This window comes from Paenibacillus germinis (assembly GCF_013141785.1).
GTDB lineage: Bacteria > Bacillota > Bacilli > Paenibacillales > NBRC-103111 > Paenibacillus_E > Paenibacillus_E phytorum.
On the sequence record NZ_WHOC01000196.1, the window covers coordinates 1 to 25,591 of the forward strand.

27 protein-coding genes and 1 pseudogene are annotated in these 25,591 nt (G+C 42.1%); 22 read left to right on the plus strand and 6 right to left on the minus strand.

Translation table 11 applies throughout. The features are described 5' to 3' along the window. The first annotated feature begins 317 nt into the window (after positions 1-317). Complete coding sequence (locus GC102_RS37675) at positions 318-1,649, plus strand: epoxide hydrolase family protein (protein ID WP_246321354.1); 1,332 nt, start codon at positions 318-320, stop codon at positions 1,647-1,649. 224 nt (positions 1,650-1,873) lie between these two features. Here the strand turns inward: GC102_RS37675 and GC102_RS37680 are convergent, their stop codons facing one another. Further along, a complete protein-coding gene (locus GC102_RS37680; protein WP_171694063.1) occupies positions 1,874-2,755 on the minus strand; it encodes a DMT family transporter in 882 nt (293 codons plus the stop codon). A 129-nt stretch (positions 2,756-2,884) separates the two neighbouring features. On the opposite strand from GC102_RS37680, the gene GC102_RS37685 reads away from it, so the two are divergent. After that, complete coding sequence (locus GC102_RS37685) at positions 2,885-3,766, plus strand: AraC family transcriptional regulator (RefSeq protein WP_171694064.1); 882 nt, start codon at positions 2,885-2,887, stop codon at positions 3,764-3,766. Between the two features lie 155 nt (positions 3,767-3,921). After that, entirely contained in the window at positions 3,922-4,668 is a 747-nt protein-coding gene (gene map, locus GC102_RS37690) for a type I methionyl aminopeptidase (RefSeq protein ID WP_171694065.1), read from the plus strand. Between the two features lie 399 nt (positions 4,669-5,067). Here the strand turns inward: map and GC102_RS37695 are convergent, their stop codons facing one another. Continuing rightward, positions 5,068-6,180 (minus strand): NADH:flavin oxidoreductase, encoded by a 1,113-nt coding sequence (locus GC102_RS37695; protein WP_171694066.1) that lies wholly within the window; start codon positions 6,178-6,180, stop codon positions 5,068-5,070. 105 nt (positions 6,181-6,285) lie between these two features. Further along, complete coding sequence (locus GC102_RS37700; protein WP_376769439.1) at positions 6,286-6,603, minus strand: ArsR/SmtB family transcription factor; 318 nt, start codon at positions 6,601-6,603, stop codon at positions 6,286-6,288. 314 nt (positions 6,604-6,917) lie between these two features. Between GC102_RS37700 and GC102_RS37705 the strand changes: the two genes are divergently transcribed. From GC102_RS37705 to GC102_RS37715, 3 genes are all read left to right on the plus strand, one after another. Further along, on the plus strand, positions 6,918-7,292 hold the full coding sequence (locus GC102_RS37705; protein WP_171694067.1) for a hypothetical protein: 375 nt from the start codon (positions 6,918-6,920) through the stop codon (positions 7,290-7,292). 253 nt (positions 7,293-7,545) lie between these two features. Beyond that, positions 7,546-7,926, plus strand: a complete 381-nt coding sequence (locus tag GC102_RS37710; protein WP_171694068.1) for a hypothetical protein — start codon at positions 7,546-7,548, stop codon at positions 7,924-7,926. Positions 7,927-8,157: 231 nt separating this feature from the next. Then, positions 8,158-8,550, plus strand: a complete 393-nt coding sequence (locus GC102_RS37715; protein ID WP_171694069.1) for a hypothetical protein — start codon at positions 8,158-8,160, stop codon at positions 8,548-8,550. A gap of 334 nt (positions 8,551-8,884) precedes the next feature. Here the strand turns inward: GC102_RS37715 and GC102_RS37720 are convergent, their stop codons facing one another. After that, complete coding sequence (locus tag GC102_RS37720) at positions 8,885-9,736, minus strand: aldo/keto reductase (RefSeq protein ID WP_171694070.1); 852 nt, start codon at positions 9,734-9,736, stop codon at positions 8,885-8,887. A 70-nt stretch (positions 9,737-9,806) separates the two neighbouring features. Then, positions 9,807-10,733 carry an MFS transporter gene (locus tag GC102_RS37725; RefSeq protein WP_171694071.1) on the minus strand — a complete coding sequence of 309 codons (927 nt, stop codon included), beginning with the start codon at positions 10,731-10,733 and terminating at the stop codon, positions 9,807-9,809. Positions 10,734-10,898: 165 nt separating this feature from the next. On the opposite strand from GC102_RS37725, the gene GC102_RS37730 reads away from it, so the two are divergent. From GC102_RS37730 to GC102_RS37745, 4 genes are all read left to right on the plus strand, one after another. After that, positions 10,899-11,837: an AraC family transcriptional regulator gene (locus tag GC102_RS37730; RefSeq protein WP_171694072.1), complete on the plus strand. Its 939-nt coding sequence runs from the start codon at positions 10,899-10,901 to the stop codon at positions 11,835-11,837. 316 nt (positions 11,838-12,153) lie between these two features. Then, a complete protein-coding gene (locus GC102_RS37735) occupies positions 12,154-12,486 on the plus strand; it encodes a carboxymuconolactone decarboxylase family protein (protein WP_171694073.1) in 333 nt (110 codons plus the stop codon). Between the two features lie 84 nt (positions 12,487-12,570). Further along, positions 12,571-12,915 (plus strand): aldo/keto reductase, encoded by a 345-nt coding sequence (locus GC102_RS37740; protein WP_171694074.1) that lies wholly within the window; start codon positions 12,571-12,573, stop codon positions 12,913-12,915. 153 nt (positions 12,916-13,068) lie between these two features. Further along, a complete protein-coding gene (locus tag GC102_RS37745) occupies positions 13,069-13,686 on the plus strand; it encodes a hypothetical protein (RefSeq protein WP_171694075.1) in 618 nt (205 codons plus the stop codon). 194 nt (positions 13,687-13,880) lie between these two features. Here the strand turns inward: GC102_RS37745 and GC102_RS37750 are convergent, their stop codons facing one another. Then, on the minus strand, positions 13,881-14,096 hold the full coding sequence (locus tag GC102_RS37750) for a hypothetical protein (RefSeq protein ID WP_171694076.1): 216 nt from the start codon (positions 14,094-14,096) through the stop codon (positions 13,881-13,883). A gap of 283 nt (positions 14,097-14,379) precedes the next feature. On the opposite strand from GC102_RS37750, the gene GC102_RS37755 reads away from it, so the two are divergent. The 12 genes and pseudogenes from GC102_RS37755 to GC102_RS37815 all read left to right on the plus strand — a co-directional run. Then, positions 14,380-14,604 (plus strand): hypothetical protein, encoded by a 225-nt coding sequence (locus tag GC102_RS37755; RefSeq protein WP_171647391.1) that lies wholly within the window; start codon positions 14,380-14,382, stop codon positions 14,602-14,604. Positions 14,605-14,807: 203 nt separating this feature from the next. Beyond that, a complete protein-coding gene (locus GC102_RS37760; RefSeq protein ID WP_171694077.1) occupies positions 14,808-15,107 on the plus strand; it encodes a hypothetical protein in 300 nt (99 codons plus the stop codon). Between the two features lie 1,822 nt (positions 15,108-16,929). Next, positions 16,930-17,499 carry an RNA polymerase sigma factor gene (locus GC102_RS37770; protein WP_171694079.1) on the plus strand — a complete coding sequence of 190 codons (570 nt, stop codon included), beginning with the start codon at positions 16,930-16,932 and terminating at the stop codon, positions 17,497-17,499. After that, a complete protein-coding gene (locus GC102_RS37775; protein ID WP_171694080.1) occupies positions 17,492-18,286 on the plus strand; it encodes a hypothetical protein in 795 nt (264 codons plus the stop codon). Before GC102_RS37770 ends, GC102_RS37775 begins: the two co-directional genes overlap by 8 nt. Before the next feature lie 186 nt (positions 18,287-18,472). After that, the gene (locus GC102_RS37780; RefSeq protein ID WP_171694081.1) at positions 18,473-19,369 is read left to right on the plus strand and encodes an RCC1 domain-containing protein; all 897 of its coding nucleotides are present in this window, start codon (positions 18,473-18,475) and stop codon (positions 19,367-19,369) included. A gap of 380 nt (positions 19,370-19,749) precedes the next feature. Further along, on the plus strand, positions 19,750-20,424 hold the full coding sequence (locus GC102_RS37785; RefSeq protein WP_171694082.1) for a response regulator transcription factor: 675 nt from the start codon (positions 19,750-19,752) through the stop codon (positions 20,422-20,424). Continuing rightward, the gene (locus GC102_RS37790) at positions 20,421-21,767 is read left to right on the plus strand and encodes a HAMP domain-containing sensor histidine kinase (protein WP_171694083.1); all 1,347 of its coding nucleotides are present in this window, start codon (positions 20,421-20,423) and stop codon (positions 21,765-21,767) included. The genes GC102_RS37785 and GC102_RS37790 overlap by 4 nt, the downstream gene beginning before the upstream one ends. A 101-nt stretch (positions 21,768-21,868) precedes the next feature. Continuing rightward, positions 21,869-22,522, plus strand: a complete 654-nt coding sequence (locus GC102_RS37795; RefSeq protein ID WP_171694084.1) for a DUF3995 domain-containing protein — start codon at positions 21,869-21,871, stop codon at positions 22,520-22,522. A gap of 31 nt (positions 22,523-22,553) precedes the next feature. Beyond that, complete coding sequence (locus GC102_RS37800; protein WP_171694085.1) at positions 22,554-23,078, plus strand: hypothetical protein; 525 nt, start codon at positions 22,554-22,556, stop codon at positions 23,076-23,078. Between the two features lie 172 nt (positions 23,079-23,250). Then, positions 23,251-23,859 carry a YdcF family protein gene (locus tag GC102_RS37805; protein WP_171694086.1) on the plus strand — a complete coding sequence of 203 codons (609 nt, stop codon included), beginning with the start codon at positions 23,251-23,253 and terminating at the stop codon, positions 23,857-23,859. Positions 23,860-24,850: 991 nt separating this feature from the next. Next, positions 24,851-25,261 (plus strand): hypothetical protein, encoded by a 411-nt coding sequence (locus GC102_RS37810; RefSeq protein ID WP_171694087.1) that lies wholly within the window; start codon positions 24,851-24,853, stop codon positions 25,259-25,261. Between the two features lie 88 nt (positions 25,262-25,349). Then, positions 25,350-25,591, plus strand: a pseudogene (locus tag GC102_RS37815) (SMI1/KNR4 family protein); the annotation flags it as partial.

Sequence of the window (25,591 nt, forward strand, 5' to 3'; positions counted from 1 at the left end):
TTGTTTGCCATGGAAATAATCACTCCTTTTTTTGGTGTACTCTTATAATGTGGAGTGGAAGGAACTATTATACATTCACATTTACTGCGGTTATGAAAAGGCAAAGAAAACATGTTTTCATTAAAAGGGGTTGAAGAGTAAGGACTCCGTTGTGGTTAAATTAAATATTGATGAAAACACCTGTCCAAGGAAAATAAAGTTGTAGACTGCTGGGTGATTCAGCATTTATTCCGAAAAATGGAATAAGAATTGCACTTCGGATGGAACCTACCGGAAGGGTATCCATAAAAAACTTTCCGAATGGAGCGTTACTACTTATGAGCATCAGATACTGGTTTCGTTTGGCAATGATTTTGGTCCTGTCCCTGGGATTGACGGTCTGCGGCACTAATGCCAATGCTAAAGGCGGAAATCCGCAAGCAAATCCCCAAAAATCCAAAACTATTCAAAAGGAGATAAAAAAGGAACGTACAGACAAGAACGCCATTCGTCCGTTTCATGTGAATGTTCCGGAAGCGGAACTTACCGAAATGCGCAGGCGCATAAACGCGACAAAATGGCCTGATAAGGAAACGGTCTCGGATCAATCGCAAGGCGTGCAACTCGCAACGATTCAGGAACTTGCGCGCTATTGGGCGACAGATTACGACTGGCGCAAGATTGAGGCGAAGCTGAACGCCCTGCCGCAGTTCATCACCGAGATCGATGGTCTAGACATTCACTTCATTCATGTTCGTTCGAAGCATAAAGGTGCTTTGCCGCTCATCGTCACGCACGGGTGGCCCGGTTCCATCATCGAGCTGCTAAAGATTATCGAGCCGCTTACCAATCCCACGGCATATGGCGGCAAGGCATCGGACGCTTTCGATCTGGTGATTCCATCGATTCCCGGCTACGGATTTTCGGGCAAGCCAACCACGGTCGGCTGGGATCCCGACCACATCGCACGTGCCTGGGCAGAGCTGATGAAGCGCCTTGGATACACGAAGTATGTGGCGCAGGGAGGCGACTGGGGTGCGGTTGTCACGGATTTGATGGCTGTACAGACACCTCCAGGACTGGTTGGCATTCACTCCAACATGCCTGGCACGGTTCCGGCCTATATTGATATGGCGCTCAAGTGCGGCAACCCGCCGCCCTCCGGTCTCTCAGATGACGAAAAGCGCGCGTACAAGCAGCTGGACTTCGTGTACAAGCACTTCGGCTACGGCCAAATGATGGGGACGCGCCCGCAGACGCTGACCGGACTGGCGGATTCGCCAGTCGGTTTGGCAGCCTTTATGATTGACCATGACGCGCGTAGTCTGGAGCTGATCTCTCAGGCCTTTGCCGGACACCCCGGAGGCCTTACGCGAGACGATGTCCTCGACAACATCACGCTCTACTGGCTGACGAACACGGCGATATCTTCGGCTCGTCTCTACTGGGAGAACAAGTACCCTTTTTTCACCGTCAAGGGCGTCTCCATCCCGGTTGCCGTGAGCGTCTTTCCTGACGAGCTCTATCAAGCACCGAAGAGTTGGGCAGAGCGGGCGTATCCCAAGCTCATGTATTACAACAAGCTCGACAAGGGCGGACACTTCGCCGCATGGGAGCAGCCAGAGCTTTTCACTGCAGAACTCCGCGCCGCATTCAAGTCGCTACGCTAATCGGAGTCGTCGTCCAACGGCACACGGGACATCGATTTGAATCCGATTGGAGAGAGATCAATGGACAAGTTAAAACTGGGCTAAAGTCACCAAGAACACTGCTCAAATGCGCAGTACGCTCGGCTGCCTTTTGTCGTTGAAGTAAGGAAGGTTAATGTGGTGATAGAAACAGAAGGCAGCCAATTACCAGGCTGCCTTCTGTTTATTAAAATGTGTAAGAGTGATCATTTAGACTTAGCCCAAAAATAAAATCCCATTCCCACTACTGTAAATAATCCTCCAAGGATTTGAAAAGAACTTACAGCTTCTCCCAAGATAAAGTATGCAAGGATTATGGCAATCACAGGTTCACCGATAACACCGACAGAAACAGTAGTTGCACCGATTGATTTTAGTAACAGATTAAATATAAAATGCCCAAAAATAGTTGGAATTAAGGCAAGTAATAAGAAGTACATCCAGTCAGAGGAACTATAATCTATTAAAGAAAAATGGTTCATTAGGCTGTACATCAGCATGACGCTACCACCAATGAAAAAAACAATAACGCTATATACATTAGCTGGTATTCTATGGCTCACTTTTTGTCCTGCTAGCATATAAGCAGAAATGGAGACAGTTCCCAATAAGGAAAGTGCATCTCCGATTAGCGCTTCTCTTGAGACGCTTATATCTCCCCAAGCTATAATGATAGAACCGAAAACCGCAGTTATCATGCAAAGTACCATTAGTTTGTTTACTCGTTCTTTAAAAATAAAATAAGATCCAATCATTACAAATAGAGGTTGTAAAGTCAAAATAACCATCGAACTTGCTACCGATGTATAAGATAAAGACTCCATCCAAAATAAAAAATGTAACCCGAGAAAAAAACCGGCAGATAAAACAAGAAGCCAATCATACTTAGTTAATCGTGTTAATTTAAGCTTTTTCCAAGACACAAAAGGAAGCATGATCAATACAGTTATATATAACCTATACATTCCTGCAACAGAGGGAGGAGTATTTGATGATTTAATCATAATTGATGATATGCCAATAGCAAGAATACTGATAAATAGCAAAAAATACGGATTGACTGCCGCATTTGATTTATTTAGTTTCATGGGTACCTCCACTTGTAGTATTGAAAAGATCTAACGGTATATAATAATATCATCATCCCATATATAATTCTGTAATAATATCGTTAAAAAATATAGATATATCGTCATATTCGAAAGGGAGAACTATATTTGGTTAACAAATTACATGAGATCAATCTTTATCCCGATACTTCTTTTCCGTATGCTATGTATACCGTAACCTCTTTAAACTGTATTCCTAAGGGACGAGGCTTTAATGAATTACACTGGCATGAAGAACTCCAGTTTACATTGGTAACTGAAGGAAAGATTTTTATACAAGTCAATGGTGTAACTCATGAGCTAAAAGCTGGACATGCAATTTTTATAAATAAGGGAGTATTACACGTATCTACGCAAGTTGATAAAAATAGCGAATACGTAAGCTTTAATTTCCCGGAGAAATTACTTGCTTTTTATTCTGACAGTCATATGGAAAAAAATTATGTAATCCCTTATACCAACTCTTTATTTTTATCGCTAGTAATAAGACCTGAAACAGAATGGCAAAACACTATGTTGGAGATACTCTGGAGATTAAAAGATAAGTTCAAAGTTAAAGGATACTGGGGCTGGGAATACGAGGTTTCTACTATGACTGTACAGTTATGGTTGACCATGATAACAAATATTTCTATGGCTAGCGTAGAATCACCCAAACACATAAAACAGCAGCAAGAACGAATTCAATTGATGATTAGTTATATCCATCAGAACTATTTTAGTAACCTATCTCTACAAGAAATAGCTGATGCTGCACACCTTAGTGTTTCTGAGTGCACTCGAAGTTTTAAGAAAACACTTCATACGACTCCTTATGACTATTTAATTAAGTATCGAATCAAAAAAAGTGCTGAGTTATTAAGCTCCACTGAATACACGATAACTGAATTAGCTAGTAAAGTGGGTTTCAATCATGTTAATCACTTCATTCAGTCTTTTAAAAAACAATATAATAAGACACCTAAAGAGTATCGGAGTTTAAAAGATTGATTGAAAAAAATTAGCGATATAGCATATTAAGCTAACACAGACCGCAGGAGCTGCATTGAAGCAGCTCTTTTTTTGATTCATTATAAGTAACGGGCAGGGTAGTGGAATAAGCTTCCAGTGTGATAAAATAAATGTGAAAAATCGGAGGTAATTCTATGACAATTGGTTCCCAGAAAGATATTGATGGTCTTACGGAAATTGGTAAAATCGTTGCGTTGACAATTAGTGAAATGAAACGTCATGCACGTGTCGGAATGACGACTAAGGAATTGGATGATATCGGAGAAATATTTTTAAATAGCCGTGGGGCAGTATCTGCTCCAAAAACAACCAAAAACTTTCCTGGCAACACGTGTATCAGCATTAACCGTGAAATTGCTCATGGAATACCGGGAAATCGAAAAATTCAGCCGGGCGACCTTATTAATATCGATGTTTCTGCTGAACGTGGAGGCTATTTTGCAGATGCGGGACACTCTTTTCAAATGCCTCCATACAATTTTTCTTTAACGCGTCTCTGCAACTATACTCACAATACTATGATGAAGGTAATTTCTTCACTCAAAAATGGAGTAAAACTGAACGAAATCGGCAGGATTATTCAAACCGAAGCTGAAAAAGGAGGTTATAAAGTTATAAAGAATTTGTGCAGTCACGGCATTGGGAAATCCTTACATGAGGCTCCAACAGAGATTCTTCCTGTTTATAACAAGCACGATAAACGTGTATTGAAAGAGGGTATGGTCATTACTTTTGAGCCATTTTTATCAACGGGTGCGGATTATGTCGTTGAGCAGTCGGATGGGTGGACTTTATGTCTACCGAGCAGCGGCTTTGCAGCACAACAGGAGCACACCATAATTATTACAAAGAATCAACCCATCATCGTGACGGTAGCTTAGGATATCTAAAGAAAAGTAGGGGAGTACGCTAACAAAGAACGATAGCAGAGGAGCTTACATCGATGGAGCTCCTCTATTTTTAAAAATAATTACTAAAAGGGATGCCGCGAGACATCCCTTCGGTTCTGTGAAAAAAGCGACAAGGAACTATTCCTTGTCGCTTTTTATGGTGAATTTCAAGATGACTTTGCGGGAGATGAGCTCCTTCAAGGTATTTCTTATCCGGAGAAGATCATGATTCCGAGCTGGAGCCGCTTGTATCCGAAAGTGCTGACGTCATTTGCCTCTTAAATAGATGTAAGCCCAACAAGCGGCTCCGTCTGCATTCACAGATAGAGCCGCTTGTTTAAATTAAAAAAGGTATTTTTGGATTGGATCTGAAAAAGCTTTGGAGTTGAATTAGCTCAGCGTGGCAAGTGCCTCCCGCGTGAACGGCTGAAGCTCATCGGTGCGGTCATCGCGGATCTTGGCCGCCCAGGCCGGGTCAGTCAGCAGCGCGCGACCGACGGCAACGAGGTCGAACTCTCCGCGCTCCAGACGCTCGATCACTTTGTCGATGCCGGCAGCCTGCCCGCCTTTGCCCTCCTCGAACAGGCTGGTGAAAACGGAGTCCAGGCCGACGGAGCCGACGGCTATAGCCGGCTTCCCGGTCAGCTTGCGCGTCCAGCCCGCCAAGTTTAAGTCTGAGCCCTCGAACTCAGGCTCCCAGAAGCGGCGAGTGGAGGCATGGAAGATATCGACGCCTGCCGCAGACAGCGGTGCTAGGAAGAGCTCCAGCTCCTCTGGATTCGCTGCCAGCTTGGCGCCGTAATTAACCGGTTTCCATTGGGAGAAGCGGAAGATAATAGGGAAGTCGGGGCCGACTGCGGCTCTCACCGCCTCGATAACCTCCACCGCGAATCTGGTGCGGCCAACCAGATCGCCGCCATAATCATCCGTGCGCTTGTTGGTGACGTCCCAGAAAAACTGGTCAATGAGGTAGCCGTGCGCGCCGTGGATCTCCACCGCATCAAAGCCGAGACGCTTCGCGTCGGCTGCGCCCTGGGCATAAGCCTGTACGAGATCGCAAATCTCCTCGACCGTCAGCGGCTCTGATACCGGCTCGCCGGTCAGGCTCAGGCCTGACGGCCCGATCGGGTCGACATTCGAATCAGGGAATTTCTTACTCTCGCGGGCAGTGCCGGTATGCCAGATCTGCGGAGCGATTTTGCCGCCGGCTTCATGCACTTCTCGCACGACGCGCGACCATCCTTCCAGAGCTTCCTCACCGTAAAAATGTGGCACGCCGTGGTCAGCAGCTGCAGCCGGATGGTTAATGATTGTTCCTTCAGTAATGATGAGACCGACGGAGTTTTCCGCCCTCCGGCGGTAATATCCGGCCACGTCGGGACCAGGAACGCCTGTCGGCGAAAAGCAGCGGGTCATTGGGGCCATGACAATACGATTTTCAAGCTTCAGTCGGCCGTTTTCAAAAGGCTTGAACAGAGCCGCTGCTGTTTTGGATATGGTCATCTTATTCTCTCCTCCTGAATAGAAAAGGTTTGTTTATTCATCTATAAATACAAATATATAGATGAATAGATGAAAGTGTAAGCAATTCGGAGAAAACTTTTGGGGCTACTTCTTCTTGGTCTGCAGCCCGGCCGCAAATTCCTCCAAAAAGGCGGCAATCGCCTCTTCATTGCGCCTGTAATAGGTCCATTGGCCATAGCGTCGGGACTCCAGCAGTCCGGTTTTCTGCATGGAGGACAGGTACGAGGAGATGACTGACTGCGTCAGACCGGATTTTTCCTGAATGCTTCCCACGCAGACACCCCCAGGGAACTCTTCTTTGATAACGTTCGGCAGATTCTCGTTCATCTTTTCCGGCTCCCGCAGCCAGCAAAGGATGTTGAGACGGGTCTCATTAGAGAGAGCCTTCAGCACCGCAAGCATATCTTCATTTTTCAAATACTCGACACCCATTCCTAGTTGGTTTGTTCCAAGTATACCAAAAGTAATGCTCATGAGAAATATGATAACCACATTACTATTTATTCAGACTGTGCATTCCGCTTGGGGAGGCATGGGCGGTCGGGACAGTAAGTCTCTGAAGAGAGCCGTGTGACGACACTACAGCTCAATAACCAGAAATGAAAGACAACCGGTTCAAAGCGGTTGCCTCTTCCACGCTAACTGGCAGAATAGTTGAAAAGCGAGAAACTTTTTTAATATTCATAACGTCAAAAAAAAATAAAAGGGGGATTTAAATGAGAAAATTGTGCTTACTTTTTGGAATACTGTCCATCACTTTTATAATTGCTTCTTTTAATTCTCGATATATTGGAAATCCAACAGCAAAAGATATTTTAACTAATAATAAAGATGCAGATATTTTTATGTTAAATGGCATTATATATAGTAATTCAGAAGATATTGAGTGGGTAAAAGAACGTGAATTAACATTAGGTGAAAAAGTCGGGGAGATTAAGAAGCAAACTAAAGAAAGTGGTGAATTCGAGAATTATACTGCTACCAAGCTACCAGTTGGAACTTTAATATACGAACTAGTTGAAAAAGGCGATATCTATATTGCAATTGTTGATAACAAAGAAATACGATATTTAGGTTTGCGTGAAGGATAATATATTCTAATTTTAACGAGGAACGTTAGTTCAATAAAAGAGAAGACTTATCCAAATTCAAGAAATCGCTGCTGCCGGTGAGATAATCGGAAGCCTATTGTGTCCCCGCGGTAAGATTTAATTTTCTCGCGAATAGTCGGTTATTCGCGAAGTGGAGTGGTACTATAAAAAGATATGACTGTGAATTTTTTCAAATGTAACCTACACTGAGCCTACTAATGATTGATTATTATAAGGAGACAGGTGATGGTACATGGTTGTAATTATTGTTGTTATCCTGAGTATATTTACTCTAGTAGTTGCTGGAATAACTAAAACTATATCAACGAGCCAAAACAAAGTAGTTATCGTGTCCGTTGAAGTCATTGTTTCGATCGGCCTTCCAATCTTACTATTTAACTTCTATGAACAATGGTTTCCGGACTACTATAGTCATGGATTTTTAGCAGGTATGGGTGCGCTAGTAGCTGCAGCAGGGATGTTAATTGCAAATTTGGTACTTCTAAGTCCCATGCTAAATCTTTTATGTAAAAAAAATGCTGATGACTCTCACAGAAACATGCTATTTCTAGTTATCCCATTTATTATGTTTTCTGCTTTCGGGCAATTTTGCATTATGTTTTTGCTGGATTAAGAGAGTTATGCGACTACATACAAATAAACATCATGCCTCAATAACTGAGTTTAGCAAGTTGTGAATTAGCTGCTCGTTGAACTAACGAGGAAGTATAGCTTCATCTCGTCAGGCTGCCGTCACTGATGGCAGCCTGTTGAAGTAATAGGCAGATTCAGCAACAGAAACGTCCAATCGGGTGGGGGAGCGGCCGCATATCCTTTAGGAAAATAACGAAAGGATGATATGACTATGAGCAGAAACATTTCCGGCTGCCCGCTGCCAAAGCCGATCACTCTGACGGCTCGACTCGCCCCGTTTGTTGGCAAGATCGTTACAGTCGTTACGCCCGGTTTAATCCGGACAACAGGGGTGTTATCAAACAACTCAGCGAGCGGTTTCACAGTGGGGGCCTTGCGGGTGCCGTTTGCAACATCGTTCTATATCTTGCTGCCGGTGCGGGGGAGGCCACTCCTGCCGTTCAATGTGAATGCGAGGGCTGAGGATCTGGGCGAAATCGGAGGACAGCTTGTGCAAGTCGGCCGCAACTTCGTAGAGTTAATACAGACGCGCGGCAATGTGTCCACGTTGTTCCCGCTGAATTTGTTTACAGAGGTCCAATGTGAGCCTATGGGAGATGAGTAAGTTGATCGGCGCTTGCCTAGGGCAGGCGCCGTTTTTTATGGCGATTTGATTGAACTTCATCACCTTTGAGTTAGCGGATAAAGGTTATCACCAACTTAATTGCACGTTCGCACACTGATCTTAGTGCGGTAATGGAACCTATCCATCGTTTATTATCGTTGATTAACGTCGCTACGTTAACGGGCAGATTTGCTTAATAAACACCTGGATTCTGCAAACGAAATAGGAGCAGATTGCTAAATTGCATCTGCTCCTTATTTTAAAATTAACGAACTATTTCCCGGTTCTTTTGCCGTAAACAGAACCTATCGGTGATCTTTCGAAATATCGATTGTTAGATATCAAGTTTACGGGTACCGAGCCATTTCACCATTTCAGGATCGCGATGTGAAAAGAATAGGCTCTGTTTCGTATCTAATGTAGTCATCGACTCCATATCCTCTTGGCTTAATTCAAAATCAAAGATATTGAAGTTTTCGATAATTCTTTCTTTACGAACGGACTTTGGAATCACAACGACTTCTCTTTGTGTCAACCAACGTAAAACCACTTGAGCAACGGATTTATTAACCTTTTCAGCTATGGATACCAATAGCTCATTCTGGAACAAGTTATTTTTCCCTTCAGCAAAAGGCGCCCAGGATTCGATCTGAACATTACTCTCTTTCATGAATTTTGCATTTTCGATTTGTTGGTTGAAAGGATGCGTTTCAACCTGGTTTACAGCAGGAACTACTTCATTATGAATGATCAAATCGATCAGACGATCCTCATGGAAGTTACTAACGCCAATTGCACGGACCTTTCCTTCACGATACAATTCCTCCATAGCGCGCCAAGAACCATGAACATCGCCGAATGGCTGATGAATTAAATACAAATCCAAATAATCCAATTGCAATCTTTCCAGTGATTTTTTAAATGCATTTTTTGTTCGCTCATAACCAGCATCCTGAACCCAAAGTTTCGTAGTAATAAATAATTCCTCTCTTGCCATACCACTCCGTTTGATCGCTCTGCCAACTGCTTCTTCATTTAGATAAGAGGCAGCTGTATCAATAAGCCAATAGCCTGCCATAATAGCGTCATAAACGCTTTGTTCACATTCATTTTGATCTGCAATCTGAAATACACCAAAACCGAGTATAGGCATCTCAACACCATTGTTCAAAATTACTTTTTGCATATAAAATCCTCCATTTTATAAAAATTATTTGTAAGTAGATTTAATCTTATCCATTACAAACATAACAGGCTCACTCTGTCGCCGCGCGTTTCGACAACGTACGGGTAAGCCCGCAGGAAACGGACGCCACGACGACCGCCGCCGCGACCGCAACGGCTCCAATCCAGCAGATCGACAGTATCGACGATCTACCCACGGTAACTCCTCCGATACCAGCGCCAACTGCAAATCCAAGCTGTACGAAAGTGCTGTTTATGCTGAGCATGATACCGGGGGCTTCTGGCGCGAGTGAAAGAAGGTTAAAATTCTGCGTCGGTCCAAACGTCCAAGCAGCGATTGTCCAAAGGATGAGTAACGGGATGCCGACGAAGTTTGGCCCGGGGGCTATAGATAGCAGCGCAAGAGATAATGCTTGTACAAACATGCTGATGACGAGCGTGCGCGCGGTGCCGTTACGGTCTGCCAGAAATCCACCAAGCTTGGAACCGATTAAACTGGCGATGCCTAATACGAAAAGAATGACGCTCACAACTCCTCCGCTCAACGACATAACGGAGGTGAGGAATGGGGTAATATAAGTGTTGACCACCGAATAGCCGACAAATACGAAGAATGTCACGCCGAGCGCGGTAGCGATCTTCGGAGTTTTCAAGAGGGCAAGTTGTTTGCCAAGAGGGACGGATGCTTCGCCTTTCGTAGATGGAATCACCTTTGCGACGGCGAAAATTCCAATCAGGGTGAACAATCCAATGCCCCAGAAGATCACCTTCCAATCATACACTGCGGCAACAACGCGACCGATTGGAACGCCGAAAACGAGTGAGGCGCTAAAGCCCAGTGAGACGTTGGACATCGCTCCAGCCTGTCGTCCAGCCGCCGATAGCGATACCCCGACGGAAGTAGCGATCTCATCTAAAATACCAGAGATCACGAATTGTGACGTACCGACCAAAAAGCTGATAAGGGTGAGCATGTAAATTTTCCAAGTATTGTTCACAGTATTGTATTTGTCCCCCTCTCACATCCTTATTATGCACCAGATGACAAAGCGACTGTTATCCCATTCGTGCCAAATGTTTGCCTAATCCTCTCACTACCACTTATGTAACAAATCATTATGGACTATAATCGAACTATAAAGAATAGGAACAAGGAGAATCAAATGTCTGAAATAATCAATAAGCAGCAGAAGGAGCTCGCCAAAATCATTGAGCGATATTCAGAAAAGGACGGTGTTCACTCAACTGCTATTCCGTCCTTATTTTTCATGCGTGTCTCGAATGCGGCTGGACAAAGCCACGGAGTTTACAAGCCTTCCTTTTGTATGGTAGTTCAAGGGGCAAAGGAGGTATGGTTAGCACAGGAGCGCTTTACATACAGTCCTGCCGATTACCTTGTTGCATCTGTTCACTTACCAGTTACCGCCCAAGTCACCGAAGCCACTCCCGATGTTCCATATTTGGGTTTCAAACTTGAATTTACACCGAGTCAAATCTTAGAGGTTTTACATGATTCTGAAATTCGAGTTGATCCGAAAGAAAATCCTAAGCGAGCTATGTTTGTTAGCCAGATGGAATCATCTTTGTTAGATGCGGTCATCAGGTTAGTTCGTTTGCTTGATAATCCTAAAGATATTCCGGTGCTTGCTCCATTACTTACGAAGGAAATTCTTTATCGGGTTTTGCAAGGTCAGAATGGGAGTATTTTGGAGCAAATTGTAATGGAAGAAAGCTCATCCCATCAAATCAAAGATGTTATTGAACAATTAATGAATAACTATGATCGTTCTTTTCGGATTGAAGAACTTGCCGAAATTGCGAATATGAGTATTTCTACGTTACATAGACACTTTAAAGAAATCACTGCTATGAGCCCTCTTCAATTCCAAAAACAGCTTCGGTTGCAAGAAGCTCGGCGCCTATTATTAACGGAGTCGGCGGATGCTTCTGAGGTTGCCTACCGAGTAGGCTACGAAAGTGCATCTCAGTTTAGCCGTGAATATTCTCGCATGTTTGGTTATCCTCCCAAAGCTGATATGAAGCGTCTGAAGGAAACATATGACCAGGCACAGGTAATTACTGAGCAAGTATCCAATGTGTGAGAGGCATTCTGAACTATATCTAGAAAAGGCCAAATAGAAACTCTCTCATCAATGTTAGATGGGGAATCTATTTGGTTTTTTTTATAGTTAAATATAGGTGGAGTAACTTAAGTAACGGTAAGATGTATCCTGGGTTGGTAAGATGCAACTGAGAATGTAATCAAAAATTCATAAGTGTTCGTTCACGTGAGAGAAATAGGCAATCATTTAAGATGAATGGGATAACGGTCTCTTTTTCGTTGTTGCATAATAAGGATGTGCTTAAAGTTCTTATATATTGAAGCGTAAAATTAAAAAATGGAAGTAGGGATACTAAATGTCAGATTCTTCAAAAGAACTTACTGTCGCACAGAAAAACTTCGGAGATTTTGCACCAAAGATTGTTGAATTAACCGATGATGTTTTATTCGGAGATGTATGGAAACGTAAGGAGCTTTCTCCGCGTGACCGTAGTTTAATTACCGTATCTAGCTTAATTACTGGCGGGAATACGCAACAATTGAAATCCCATTTTAACTTAGCAAAACAAAACGGTCTTACGGAAGAAGAATTAATCGAAGTAATGACCCATCTTGCTTTTTATGCAGGTTGGCCGAAGGCAATGTCAGCCATGACGGTTGCAAAAGAAGTATTCTCAACAGAAAAATAACAATAGCGAAAGGAAATACTAGGAGCAGTAATTTTTGGATAACCATAAAAGAGTTATAAAAAGCTCTTGGAGAGGTGAATTATTTTGGAAATTCGTTCGTTAGGACAAACGGGATTGAAAGTAACGAATCTGTGTTTGGGCACGATGACATTTGGCAATCAGGCAGACAAAAGGACCTCCTTCGAAATACTTGACAAGGCGTTCGACGCAAGAGTGAGTTTTATTGACACGGCAGATGTGTATCCAACTGGGAGGGCTTCGTATGCCATTGCAGGTGCAACCGAGTCGATTATCGAGGAATGGCTGGAGGGTGAACGAGACAAAGTGGTGCTAGCATCAAAATGTTTTGGTGCGATGGGACCCGGAGCAAATGAACGTGGGTTGAGTAAGAAGCATATCATAACATCCGTAGAGGATAGCGATAGTTAAATAGCAGAAGGGCTGCCGTGTCGTGGCAGCCCTTCGCTCAGTGAACGGGCAGTTTAGCGCAACTTTCCATTATTTGGTGTCGTATAAGAAGTGAAACGGACGAGACGAACGGCTATAGAGTGAAGAGTGGGAAACTTTTAGGGAGTGAACAAAGTGAGCATGTATTCTAAAGGCATCAGAATATTGATTGGTGTGGTTTTTATCGTTTGTGTAGTGGGAGGTGCAATGGCATTCCAAAGCACATATGCTAAAAGTACGATTAATGAAAGCCACACAAATTTTCCTAACTATCCTGAAAATGAAAATGGAAAGACATACGGTTCTGCTGAAGAAGCCACCTCTGTTGAAATGCTACCTGATTTAATCCATTCAGGAAGTGTGAATGGCATTGCAGGATATGTGCTGAAAAAAGATTATCTCGGTGAACCTGGTCGTGATGTACCACTGTATGATGTTGATGGGAAAACCATAATTGGTTCTTTTCATATTGGCGCTAAGAATATGAACTATCCTAAAAATAAAAACGGACAGACATACGGTTCTGCCACAGATGCTACTTCTTCAGAAACGGAACCTGAATTAATCAGTGCTATAGGTGTTGATGGCACAAAAGGATATGTGCTGAAAAAAGACATAGACGGTGAGCTACCAAAATCACCCGAGGAAGCCATTGCGAAACAAAACAGTAGATCACCAGGTGGTCGTGATATTCCGCTGTATGACGTTGATGGTGAAACCGTAATTGGTGTGTTTCATGTTGGAGGAAAATAACAAAAAAGTATGTTCAAGTGTTACGCTAACGGCGAACTATAGCTCAAAAGTGAGGCTTATGAAATGGCTATTTGTTTGAATTTTGAATTAATTACAATCAGAGGAACCATTGCTAAGTATCGATTTGGTAAATGCTTAGTGGAATTGGACGGGATGTTCGAAATAGATTTACCCAAATTGAAGGCAGCCGACACCTACTCGACAATAGATTCTAGAGCTTCTGCTGCAATGGTCTTGGCTGCTTCGTTACCTTGCTCTGAGCTCCCCGCAATAGTTTGCAGTGCTTTCTCGGCGATCTCAAGCTGTGCAGTCAAACGGTCAACCATTTTGGCGAGCTCGATGGTAAAGTCGTCTGTTAACTCGCCATTGCCTATTAAGACGACTGCAGTAAATTCGAATCTATTCTTCATCCTTTATTCATCTCCTTCAGCTTGATTTCATTGACGGCGTAATCGCCACAGTAGACGCTGTCCGGAATCCAGTGCAATTCCCCCAATAGGCGAATATTAAAATCATAGTCTACCAAACGCTATTTTGTAAATGCCTAACCCATCCTCACGGACGCGGCATCTGCTTGTTTTCGTTCTGGGCTATTTGCTCAACAAACTTCCTCTTGACCATAACACTGAGGTCAGGGTTTATAATGAGATTATCTTGAGCAGAAATCTACTGGAAAGGAAATAAGATACGTTTATGGATATTACTCCACAAGAAGAAAACATGATTAAGGCTCTACGTGAGGCTGCATTACCCCCTTTATTTGTGCTCATACGAATTAGAAATGATATTTCAAATGACACTGCAAATGTCGAAGAGAGCCGAAGAGATGACGTCGTTAAAACATTAGAAAAATACATCGGTCCACTATGGGAAGACTATCATGAGGGGAAGAATTCACAAGCCAAAGAAAGATCTTAACGAATTAATCTTAACTATGCAATGGCTGCAAACCCCAAACTCGCACCACTTAGATTGATATCATCAAGAAGAACTATAGTTCAATAACGAAAGGGCTGCCAAATGGCAGTCCTTTTTTACGCTAATGAGTAGTAGAGTTTCAATTTCTGAATTATGGAAAAAATATATGAACGGAATATTACAACTAACTCGGAGGTGGAAGTTTGACCTTTCGGCTGATTGGTGCCATTATTTGCTGGTTTATCGCTTTCGTTTTTCTTACATTAGGCATAATAGTTGTTAAAAGTGAAAAACGCAAACAAGATACTATTGCCAAAGAATTAAAATTACGTGATATTGAAGGTGTTGCCGATTCATTTTTTGTATGGATAATCTTTTTTGTCGTTAATTCAATTGGTGCGTTATTAAGAGCATTACCTTGGTGGTTAGTTAAAGTTATTTATATCCTACTCGGTATCGGGTTTGTGTTTTTAGGTATTAGGTGTATGGGCTGGTCGGATTAACTACAGGAAAACTATAGAGCGAAAAGCAACAAAGGGCAGCCGAACGATTTCGTAGCCCTGTTACGCTAACGGAATCAATAGCTCCATAATATTATTTTACCAAGGCTGTCTGGTGATTCGATCGGCGGCCTATTCCGTTAACGGGTTAATGGAGCAATAAATTGTTACGATTGTTTCCATTTCATGAGGTGCCCCCTGCAACTTTTCTCTTTTAAAAGCGTTTAACGGGAGTCAGAACATTTTTCCTAAAAAGCGGTAAATATCCATACGAAATGGCGCCCCAATATACGAGTTCACCTCAGAGACTCTCGTGGATTTGGGAGATAATAAAATCAAAGTCGAGTTCCGCGTGCACAAACACATTGTGTTCAGTAAAACATTCGTCCAAACTATAAAGTCTGAGCTGATGAATCCTGCCATCAATTAAGGTGATCTGCCGCACGTGATCAGCGGTTTTCAGTTCAATCACCCTGGTGGAGGCTTCCTTCAAAATCTGAACTTAACCGGCAAGGTGAAGGTGGAGGAACCTTAATAAAAACGCTTGGGACAGATTTGCATGATGTGTTATAATTAATAGTTTTAGACTGGCAGCGGCATTAACGGGCAGATTACCGTGGAAACCCTCTACTCATAACATCCAAAATAAGGTGATATTGGTGGAGTGAACGAACAAAGTTACGATTTCAGGACTAATTCATATTACCAAGTGATTTAATCACATATAAGTGAAAATAAGGAGTGGTAATATGTATGAATTTCATGGGATTGTTTTAAGATATCACCACACATGATACAAATGAATTATTGGAAGACGAGGCATATCATAATTTCTTGAAATATTTAGAAAAAGTAGATGGGGAAAAAATCCCTAGTATACTGAGAAGGAACGGGCTGCACTCGTGGACCATTTCCGACTTACATAACCACTTTTCAAATTATGTTTTAGATATATTTAAATGGGTGTCGGAAAATTTACCTGGTTCGTATGATTTCAAATTGGCTTTAGTATATCGTCAATACTTACTTTCGGTTGGTCACTTTTCGGGAAGATTGTTTCAAGGTACAGATGTTGAATTCTCAAAACTTAGAAGTCTTCAGGGTGAGGCTAATGAAATATTACTTGAGAACAATTATCCTGTAATTCTCCCGGAGGAAGCTTTTATATTTTCATGCATCAAGGGTATGAACTTAAATTTTTCGAGTTAAACGTTAGGAATAATCCACCAGTTATGGAGTGGTATGAAGGAAGTGATAAGGGGATTGTTGTAATTTCTGACTCATTTGAGGACTTTCTCTATAAACAAATTGAATTGCATGCACAAAAAGAATGGTTCGATTAAACTAACGGAAACTTTAGCTAAAACAAGAGGCTCAAGGAGGACGATGATATCAAAAAAAGATCTTCTGTCGAATAATCAGAATGGTCGGATACACGAGAGGAAAGTTATAAGAAGGAGTGTTTTGATATTGTCTTTGGGTTTGGAGATAAGCTCAAGACTGAGAACAAGAAGGTCTATGTCGTTAAAAATGGCGAAGTAATTGAAGTGACGGAGCCACATAAACATAAAACATTTTGGTACGAAGTGTGGCTCGCATTGAGGGCCTTTTACAGTATCGATTAGAATTTTGCAAACATTCATTCAACTAACGAGAAGCTATAGTTCAATAAGCGTCAAGACTAAGGCTGCCGGCAGACCGGCAGCCTTTTCTCAGCTAATAGGTAGTAGAATTGAAAAGCATAATGTTATATGTTTACTATTTTCGGAAAAACCAAACGAAATTGCGATGAGAAGTGTATGTAAAGTAAAAAGGAGGTGGACCAGTGGAGGAAATTATAAAAAGATGTAAGCAGGGAGATATGGAAGGGTTTGGGTTGCTTTTTAAAACTTACAGCAGAACGATACACCAAACAGCGTTTTTAATTACTCGTAACAACTCGTTGGCAGATGATATTACGCAAGAAACGATTGTCCATTTATTTTCTAACATTCAAAAGTATAAAGATCAGTACCCCTTTGAAAATTGGCTATTTCGAGTGACTGTTAATGTGACTAAGAATGCTTTGCGCAAACAAAATGGGGTTTTAGGTTGGAAAAGGACGGCATCAATACTCTTTGAAAAAGAAATTGACAACAATACACCGGAAGAGATCCTTCAACAAAAAGAAATAAAATCCGAAATGTTGGATCAGATTACACTGTTGTTACCTTACAAGATCAGGATTGTCATTGTTCTCAAATACTTTAACGGGTTATCGCAAGAAGAAATAGCAAATGTTTTGAACGTCCCAGTAGGAACAGTAAAGTGGCGGATCCATCAAGCGTTGTTAAAACTAAGAAACAAGATGAACCAAGAGCGTTATTTTAGAAAGGTGGCTGTGACACATGAATGAAATTGAGCAGGAAATTCATCAATCTTTAAACCTGGCGGCAAAGAACGTAATCATGAATCCTCATTTAGAAAGCAGAGCCTGGAATCTGATAACCTCTAACTTGAAGACAAAGAAACATGCTCGCGCCAAAAGAGGTCTAACTATTGGTTTGCTCTTAAGTGTGATTTTGATCGTGGGTACAGCATACGCAGAATCCAATATAAGCAAGATTAAGCTTCTTGCTTTTATAGGACATGTTCCTATTTTCTCAAAACAAAACGCAACACCAAGCAGCGTTAATCCAGAATTAGAGCAAGAAAAGAGACTGGCCTCGGAAAGGGTATTGAATGAGAATAAGGTGGGCCGAGTAGAAGTTGAGGGGATGTCTCCAGTTCCATTAATATTGCCAACTTTGCCTAAAGGGTATGAATTGACTGAAGAGTATGGAATTCCAGGGAAAATATCGCAACAAATCAGGGAGGGGAAGCTCGAAAAAACCTGGCTTCAGAAGGACGGCACGTACTCTTATTTAGCCTCATTTTCAAAGGCGAACGCCGATCCTATTGTGATCCAGTATAGTTATTATACTAAGTTCCAAGAGGGTGGTTCTATGGAGCTGAGATATGAGACGGATATGGTTGAACTAGATGGGTATCCTGTGACGCTAACTGAAAGGAGTTCTACAGCGTGGATAGACCTTAAAGATGGGGCGGTGCTAACCGTACATATTTCCGGTCCTGAATCTTATAACTCCAAAATAAGAAATGATGGGTTGAAAGAAATTTTGAAAAAGTTGAATCTCAAATAATGTATGATCATTCAACAAAAAAATATAGTTGAGGGGCTTGCTTCGCGGCAGCTTCTCTTTTGTTTATTAAACGGGCAGGGATAGTTTAATGGATGCGCGAAATATTTAAATTGTTGAGGTGTTTGCGAAGTTCGCAAGGAGCATGACCTGAAAATAAAATAGGTCTTGTTTTCAAGGAGGTAAAACATGGATTACACTTCACCGATTGAAGTAGCGCTAATGGTGAAACGGTGGCCTAAAGATACCATAGCGGCGGGGCGTCGTCATACCGTTGGTCTTAAATCTGACGGAACGGTGACGGCTGTGGGTGATAATAAATATGGCCAATGTGATGTAAGCGGCTGGCGCGAGATTGTGGCGGTTGCGGCTGGTAATGTTCATATGGCGACGAACACAGGTAATGCTCATACAATCGCTCTTACATCTGACGGCACGGTGGCGGCTGTGGGTTGGAATAAGCATGACCAATGCGATGTAAACGACTGGCGCGATATTGTAGCGGTTGCGGCGGGTTGGCGTCGTACCGTCGGGCTTAAATCGGATGGCACGGTGGTGGCTGTGGGTCGAAATAATGAAGGCCAATGCAATGTAAGCGGCTGGCGTGATATGGTGGCGGTAGCGGCGGGTGACTGGCACACCGTCGGGCTTAAATCGTACGGCACGGTGACGTTTGTGGGTAATAATCGGTATGGCCAATGTAATGTAAGCGACTGGCGCGACATAGTGGCGGCAGCGGCGGGTTACCTTCATACCGTCGGACTTAAAACGGACGGCACGGTGGCGGCTGTGGGTTGGAATAAGCATGAACAATGCGATGTAAGCGGCTGGCGCGGTATTGTGGCGATAGCGGCGGGTAGTAATCATACAATCGGGCTTAAATCGGATGGCACGGTGGCGGCTGTGGGTAGGAATGAGTATGGCCAATGCAATGTAAGTGGCTGGCACGATATTGTGGCGGTTGCGGCGGGTTGCGCTCATACTCTCGGCCTTAAATCGGATGGCACGGTGTTTGCTGTGGGTGATAATGAATATGGCCAATGCGATGTAAGCGGCTGGCGTGGCATCCAACTGCCCAGCAATTAGTTTCAATATTAATAATACATATAAAGCCTTAAGTCGGTGGGACGTCTTGAATACTGGAATGTTACGAGAAGGTATTAAGCTAACGGCGAACGATAGATCCATAACAAAGATTAAACTGGCTGCCGACGACAAACTCGGTGGCCTGTTGTGCTAATGGGAGGTTTAATGAATAATTTCATGCTTGTGTATGGTAAATATATACATGTTATTTTAAAATAATATTGTTTCATTAAATTGAATGTTGTTTCATTGTATGAATGTAAAATTGACTATGGAAATACTTCCAATTCTCTCTGAACGAATGGAAGAAATAAGCAGCAACCCAGTTTCACAAGCTGATATGAAACAGAGGTACACTTTGAGCGGAGGTAGAGAATTCCTTGAAAAAGAAGCTTTTATATATAGAAGACGATAAGGAAATGGGCACTTGGGTAAGTGAAGATTTAACTGGAAGAGGCTATCAAGTAACTTGGCTCACATCCGGGGAAGGCGCAATCGAGCATATGGAGGAAACTGACCTTGTGATTCTCGATGTTATGCTTCCGGGATTGGATGGCTTTTCAGTTGGACAACGATTGAAAAAGGGACTGTCAAAGACTCCTATTTTGATGCTGTCTGCGAGATCCACAATTGAGGATAAATTGCAGGGGCTTCTGTTTGCGGACGATTATGTGACTAAGCCTTTTCATCCAGATGAGCTGGCGGCAAGGGTTGAAGTGCTGCTCCGGCGTTTTGGGAGAATAGCCCCACCGCTCATTGAGCTCTCTCATTTGCGTATCTATTTAGAACAAAATCTCATTATGGATTCAAGGATGAATCAAGAAGTTGTACTTACGGCAAAGCAATTCCAAATTTTCATTTATTTACTCCGCCATCAAAATCAAATATTAACAAAGGAACAAATTTATGAAGCGGTTTGGGGTGAGCCCTATATTGAAGGTGACAAAACCTTAATGGTACACATTCGTCATCTACGGGAGAAAATTGAACAGGATCCAAACAACCCGCAAATTGTAGAAACAATCCGGGGAATCGGATACAGGGTGAAGCTATGAATTTACGTCATTCCCTGTTGACGAAGTATTTGCTGATCGTAGTTGCTGCACTTGCTATTTGGCCTCTTGTTTTGCCTCTCTATTACCTCCCCGGGCTTTTCTTTGATAAACACGCGGAGCAAAAATCAATCTACTTTAATACTCAAAAGCTGGAGCTCATGTGGCATGAGGAAGCGAACAAGTTGAACGGCGCCACCTCGGAGCAGATTACTAATCAACTACGAAAATTAAAGGGAAAATATTCATTAGCGACGATGTTCTGGGTCGATGCATCGGGAAAAACACAGCTTAAGCACTCTGATGTAGAACATATACCGAGCGAATGGACATTTCAAGACAGCATAAAGTTCATGGAGAAAAGCGTTGGCAATGGCCCATTCACGATCATTGCTTTTATCGGGGGCGAACGGGATCAAGGCATCATGGTGTTCCAAGTGCCGCTCGCCCTTACCAAATCGCCCAGCTTATCGCTTATTGATGACAAGTATTTGCTGGTATACGTTTTTTTTATATTCCTCGTTTTTCTATTTATCTCTTGGCTGTTTTTCTCAACCATACGCAAACGGCTCGTTCATCTCCAAACCGCAATGACCAAAGTCGATGAGACCGGTATTCCAGCCCCAATTATCGTGGATAAAAAAGATGAAATCGGAGATTTGGGGTCAGCGTTTAATCGCATGATCAACGAATTGAAAAACAGCAAGAAACGTGAGCAAGAGGAGGAATCCCTTCGCAAGGAACTCATTTCCAGCCTATCTCACGATTTGCGCACTCCGCTCACGAATATCCAGGGTCACACGTATTCACTGCAAAAAGAAAACTTATCTTCAAGAGGAAGAGAATCACTTCAATTAATTGAAGGCAAAGTGGCCGTCTTGAACCAATTGCTTGAAAACCTGCTTTCGTATACGTTATTATCGGCTGGAAAGTACATTATGCAGAAAAAAAAGACGGATATCCTTAGGTTAATCCGCACTTCTGCTGCCGGATGGTATCCGGTGTTTGAAAAGGAAAACTTCGAAGTAGATGTTCGATTGCCGGAAACAGCATTAATATGGGATGTAGACCCGCAATGGTTCCTCCGCATTTTGGATAACCTGTTTCAGAATGTAGTCAGGCATGCGCAAAATGGCCGTTACATTGGCATCTATACGGAAGAACTGGCGGGCAGAACCGCAATTGTGATTGAAGACAAAGGACCTGGCATGAAAGAGAATTCGGATCAAAGAGGGGCAGGAATCGGTTTGTCCATCGTCTCGCTAATGCTTCAGGAAATGGATCAGGAATGGAAAGTATCAAGTTCAACGAATGGAACCCGCATTCATTTGTTTAAAACGAATTAAACGAAATTTAAACGAGGCCCTACCTTCATTTTAACCTTCGCAGGCTAGAATGAAGGTAGGGTTAATTTATGTAATGGATACGAAATTGGAGGAGATTTGAAATGAACTTTTTTGAACGGTTTACCCAAAAATCGGTATGGCCTGCTTATGCCGGTTTCCTCATGGCGTACTTTTATGCGGTTTTCATTCGCTTCTATGAAGCGGCAGGTGGTTCTATAAGCAATGGGGCTCAATTGAAAGATCCTACAGGGTTTTATATGGCAAGTTACAACGCGGGTGTCGTCATCCTGATCTGTGGTTTTATCCTGCTCACACTCGCTAAGCCGTGGGTGGTTCCGTCGAGGATCCCCGGGCTTGGAGGCAAACAATTCCACCGTCTGATGATATTGATTCCAACCCTTATCTGTACTGCTTTTTTACTCGCACATGGCTTCAGTGGGATCATTACAAAGACATTGCATTTGACTGGGGTCATTACGATTGCCTTTCCTCATCTGATCGGCGATATCCAAAGTGCCGTTCTGTGGGATCTCTTATTTTACGAACCTTGGTTTGCGATCATGGGTATCTTGGCTGCCTTAACGGCTTCTCATTATGCACATGCTACCGGCGTTTCCCTACGTAGCTTCAGACGAGGCATGATACTTTTTTTGACCTTCGTTATTCTCCTGACCACGCTTTTTGTACTATCTATAAGTTATAACTCAGCAAATTTCGATAAGGGGCTAATTGCCCAATTTAATTTCTTTTCATAAATTGATCGGGGGGTGTAGGAGGGGGATGATCATGATCATTGGGACGGTAATAATGGACAAGGAAGCGAGCAAGATGAATAGTAAGAGAAACAGATGGCTTTCCTCAAAGATATGGGGATATACAGCAGCTGCAGTATTACTGCCTTATGCCGTATTGAAAACTCTATGGGCATTCGGAATCGCTCTGGGTTGGTCCGTTAAAGGGGTTTCAGAGCTGCACATTTCCATGAAATCGGGGAGTCCTGTCATCTATTTACTTTATTCAAACGGGATCGATATCACCGCTCTTCTTGCTTGTATTGCCTCACTGCTTGGACTGTCACTGGTACAATCCTGGGGGAGAAAAATGAATCGCCGGTTGATACTTTTTCCTGCATGGTTAGGCGGTGTGGCATTTACTTATATTGGATCCACTGGCTTGTATCTTCTTAGACATGCAGAAATCGGAGATATGCATCTTTGGGTCTTCATCCCGGTATACGGCGGGTTTCTTCTATGGGGGATAACAACCATCCTGGCTGCCGTGTCTTTCCAGTATAGGACAAAAAAGAATTAATGACCTTGGATTAATTTTTCAACTAACGAAAAACTATAGTTAAATGAACACCTAGGACGAGGCTGCCGGTTTGATCGGTGGCCTTCATTACGTTAACGGGCAGGACAACGTAGTGCGATTCAGGTTCTAGTTTATGTTACAATAAAAGGAAAATATTAAGGGAGGGATTAAATTGCTGATCTCGCAGTTCGATCCTGAGAACTTTCTTCAAAATCATATTGACTTGATATTATTTAATAATCTGGTGGATGATGGTTCTAAAGGCGATGTTATTTTTGTGTTTGGAAGCCAAAAATCTTTAATATATCGAGTCCCTGAAGCAATTAAGCTATACAAACAAAAACGTGCTCCAAGAATCTTGTTTTCAGGTGGGATGCAATGGGATGGTCAAAATGATGTTGAGGCAAAAATGATGAGAGAAGAAGCAATAAAACAAGACATTCCTAAAGAGGATATCTTGATCGAACCATTATCTAAGTATACAAAAGAAAATGTTTTATTTTCTTCAGAAGTATTGGAGAGCAGTATCGGATTAGCTAATGTTCAAAGAATTTTGATTGTTACAACAGCTTATCATATGCGGCGTTGCCATCTAACCATGATGACATTTCTGCCCGATTCAATTTCTTATACATTTTGTCCAGTCAACGACGAAGATACAAGAAGAGACACTTGGTTTACGAATGAAATAGGAACAGTAAGAGTAAGGGAAGAGTGCAAAAAAATAATTACATACATAAGGAACAACCAATTGATGGATTTTGATGTTAAGTTAAGCTAACGAGAAACGTAAGTTTAATAACCAGAGAGTTGATTGCCGCGGCAGTTGCTCCCTGTTTTTCATTGAATTAAAGGGCAGGATTGTTGAGGGGAATGCTTCGCGGCAGCTCCTCTTTTGTTTATTTAAGTACGGGCAGTAGAGTTGAATAAATAAGGAATAAAAACTGTAAAATTGTGGAACTTTTTTGATTATTGAAAGTCTAAATTAGAGGTGTTCAATGAAAGATATTCACTAAACCAAGCCTAATCGATTGGAATACAATTTGTACGGAATCTTAACTTGCGTTTTTGGGATATTCGTCGCTGGTTTCACAACTAACTGAAATTTAAGGAAGGATGATTAATATGGGGAATATCGAACAACTCATTATGAATATCATCATGTTTCTTTTTTCCAAACATAGGCATCTTGTTTTTACTACATTCAATCAATCGAAATATTATGATGTTGTAAATAACTTAAAAGGTCATGGTGTTTCATATCGTAGCCGAATAACAAGTCAGGTCACTGGTGGAATGGGCTCCAATGGTAACAGCCAATACGACATCTATGTCAAAAAGAATGAGGTGTATTTCGCGGAGAAGGCTATAAATAGTAACGAGTAGCGTTTCAATTATAAAAATGCTGCTGAACGGCAACATCTCGTTGAGCTAACGCAGAACGATAGCTGAAATAGAATCACATGGCAGCCAGACAGAACGATCGGCTGCTTTTTTTGTTGAAGTAAACGGGAAGATAGTTCAATTCTGTCGATGATAAATAATGATAAACTTAGTGTGAATCTAACGGTTAGGAAGTGATCTTTTTGGGAGTAAATTTCTCTGCAACGTTTCAACATTCTTTTGATTATAAGTCTATACAGAAGTTTTAAGAGGAGCTCATTAAAGGAATTAGATTCCCTAAGATTGTTCAATTTATTTTAAAAGTGAATGAACATAACCCTCACTTAAGAATGGAATGGTCATTAAATCGTCAACGAAGAATTGAATCTTTGAACTTTGATCCGTTTGATCCAGTAGCCATTGGCGATGAAGAATATATCGAGGTTAGCGGTCCTGGAGGTTTTGACTTCATATTTAATAAACATATGTGTGATTTTAATTCATGTTTTAGATGGTATAGTTTTTTGGAAAACCCAGAACTGCAATTAGAACTTAGAAGCATATGTAAAGAAATAGCCGATTACTTTAGCAGTGACTTCACTATATATATTGGGGATAGTTACGGTGCATTAGATTATGTTTTTGAAGGCCGTGACATGGAGTACTACAAAGCTGATCTTATAAGAAGATTTGGTGAAGACCAAACAAAATGTACATTAGAAGATCTTTTAGAGAGATCTGATAAAGAACGCAAATCAGATGGTTATTTTATAGATAGTTTCAATGATCTAAAGAACTGAGAATAGTTTCTGTAAGCATAAATAGCACTAAACTAACGGGAAACGAGAGTTCAAAGAAACTTTGAGCAGCCGCAGAAAGGACGATGACATGAATAACGTTATTCGGTTTATTAACGAAGCTAAGACGCTTTCAAACTGTGAAGTTTATCCTGCATCGGTTTTACCAAAACTTCGTTCTTCTCACATATTGCCATCCGATCTTGAAGAATTTTATAAAGAGTGCGGTGGCATGCAGCTTTTCAATGATTCTGATTTTCCTTATCGTGTGATTCCACCAATAGAAATTAATTTGGCTAATTTAGAGATCCTTGGTGAAGAAGTGGAGGATGA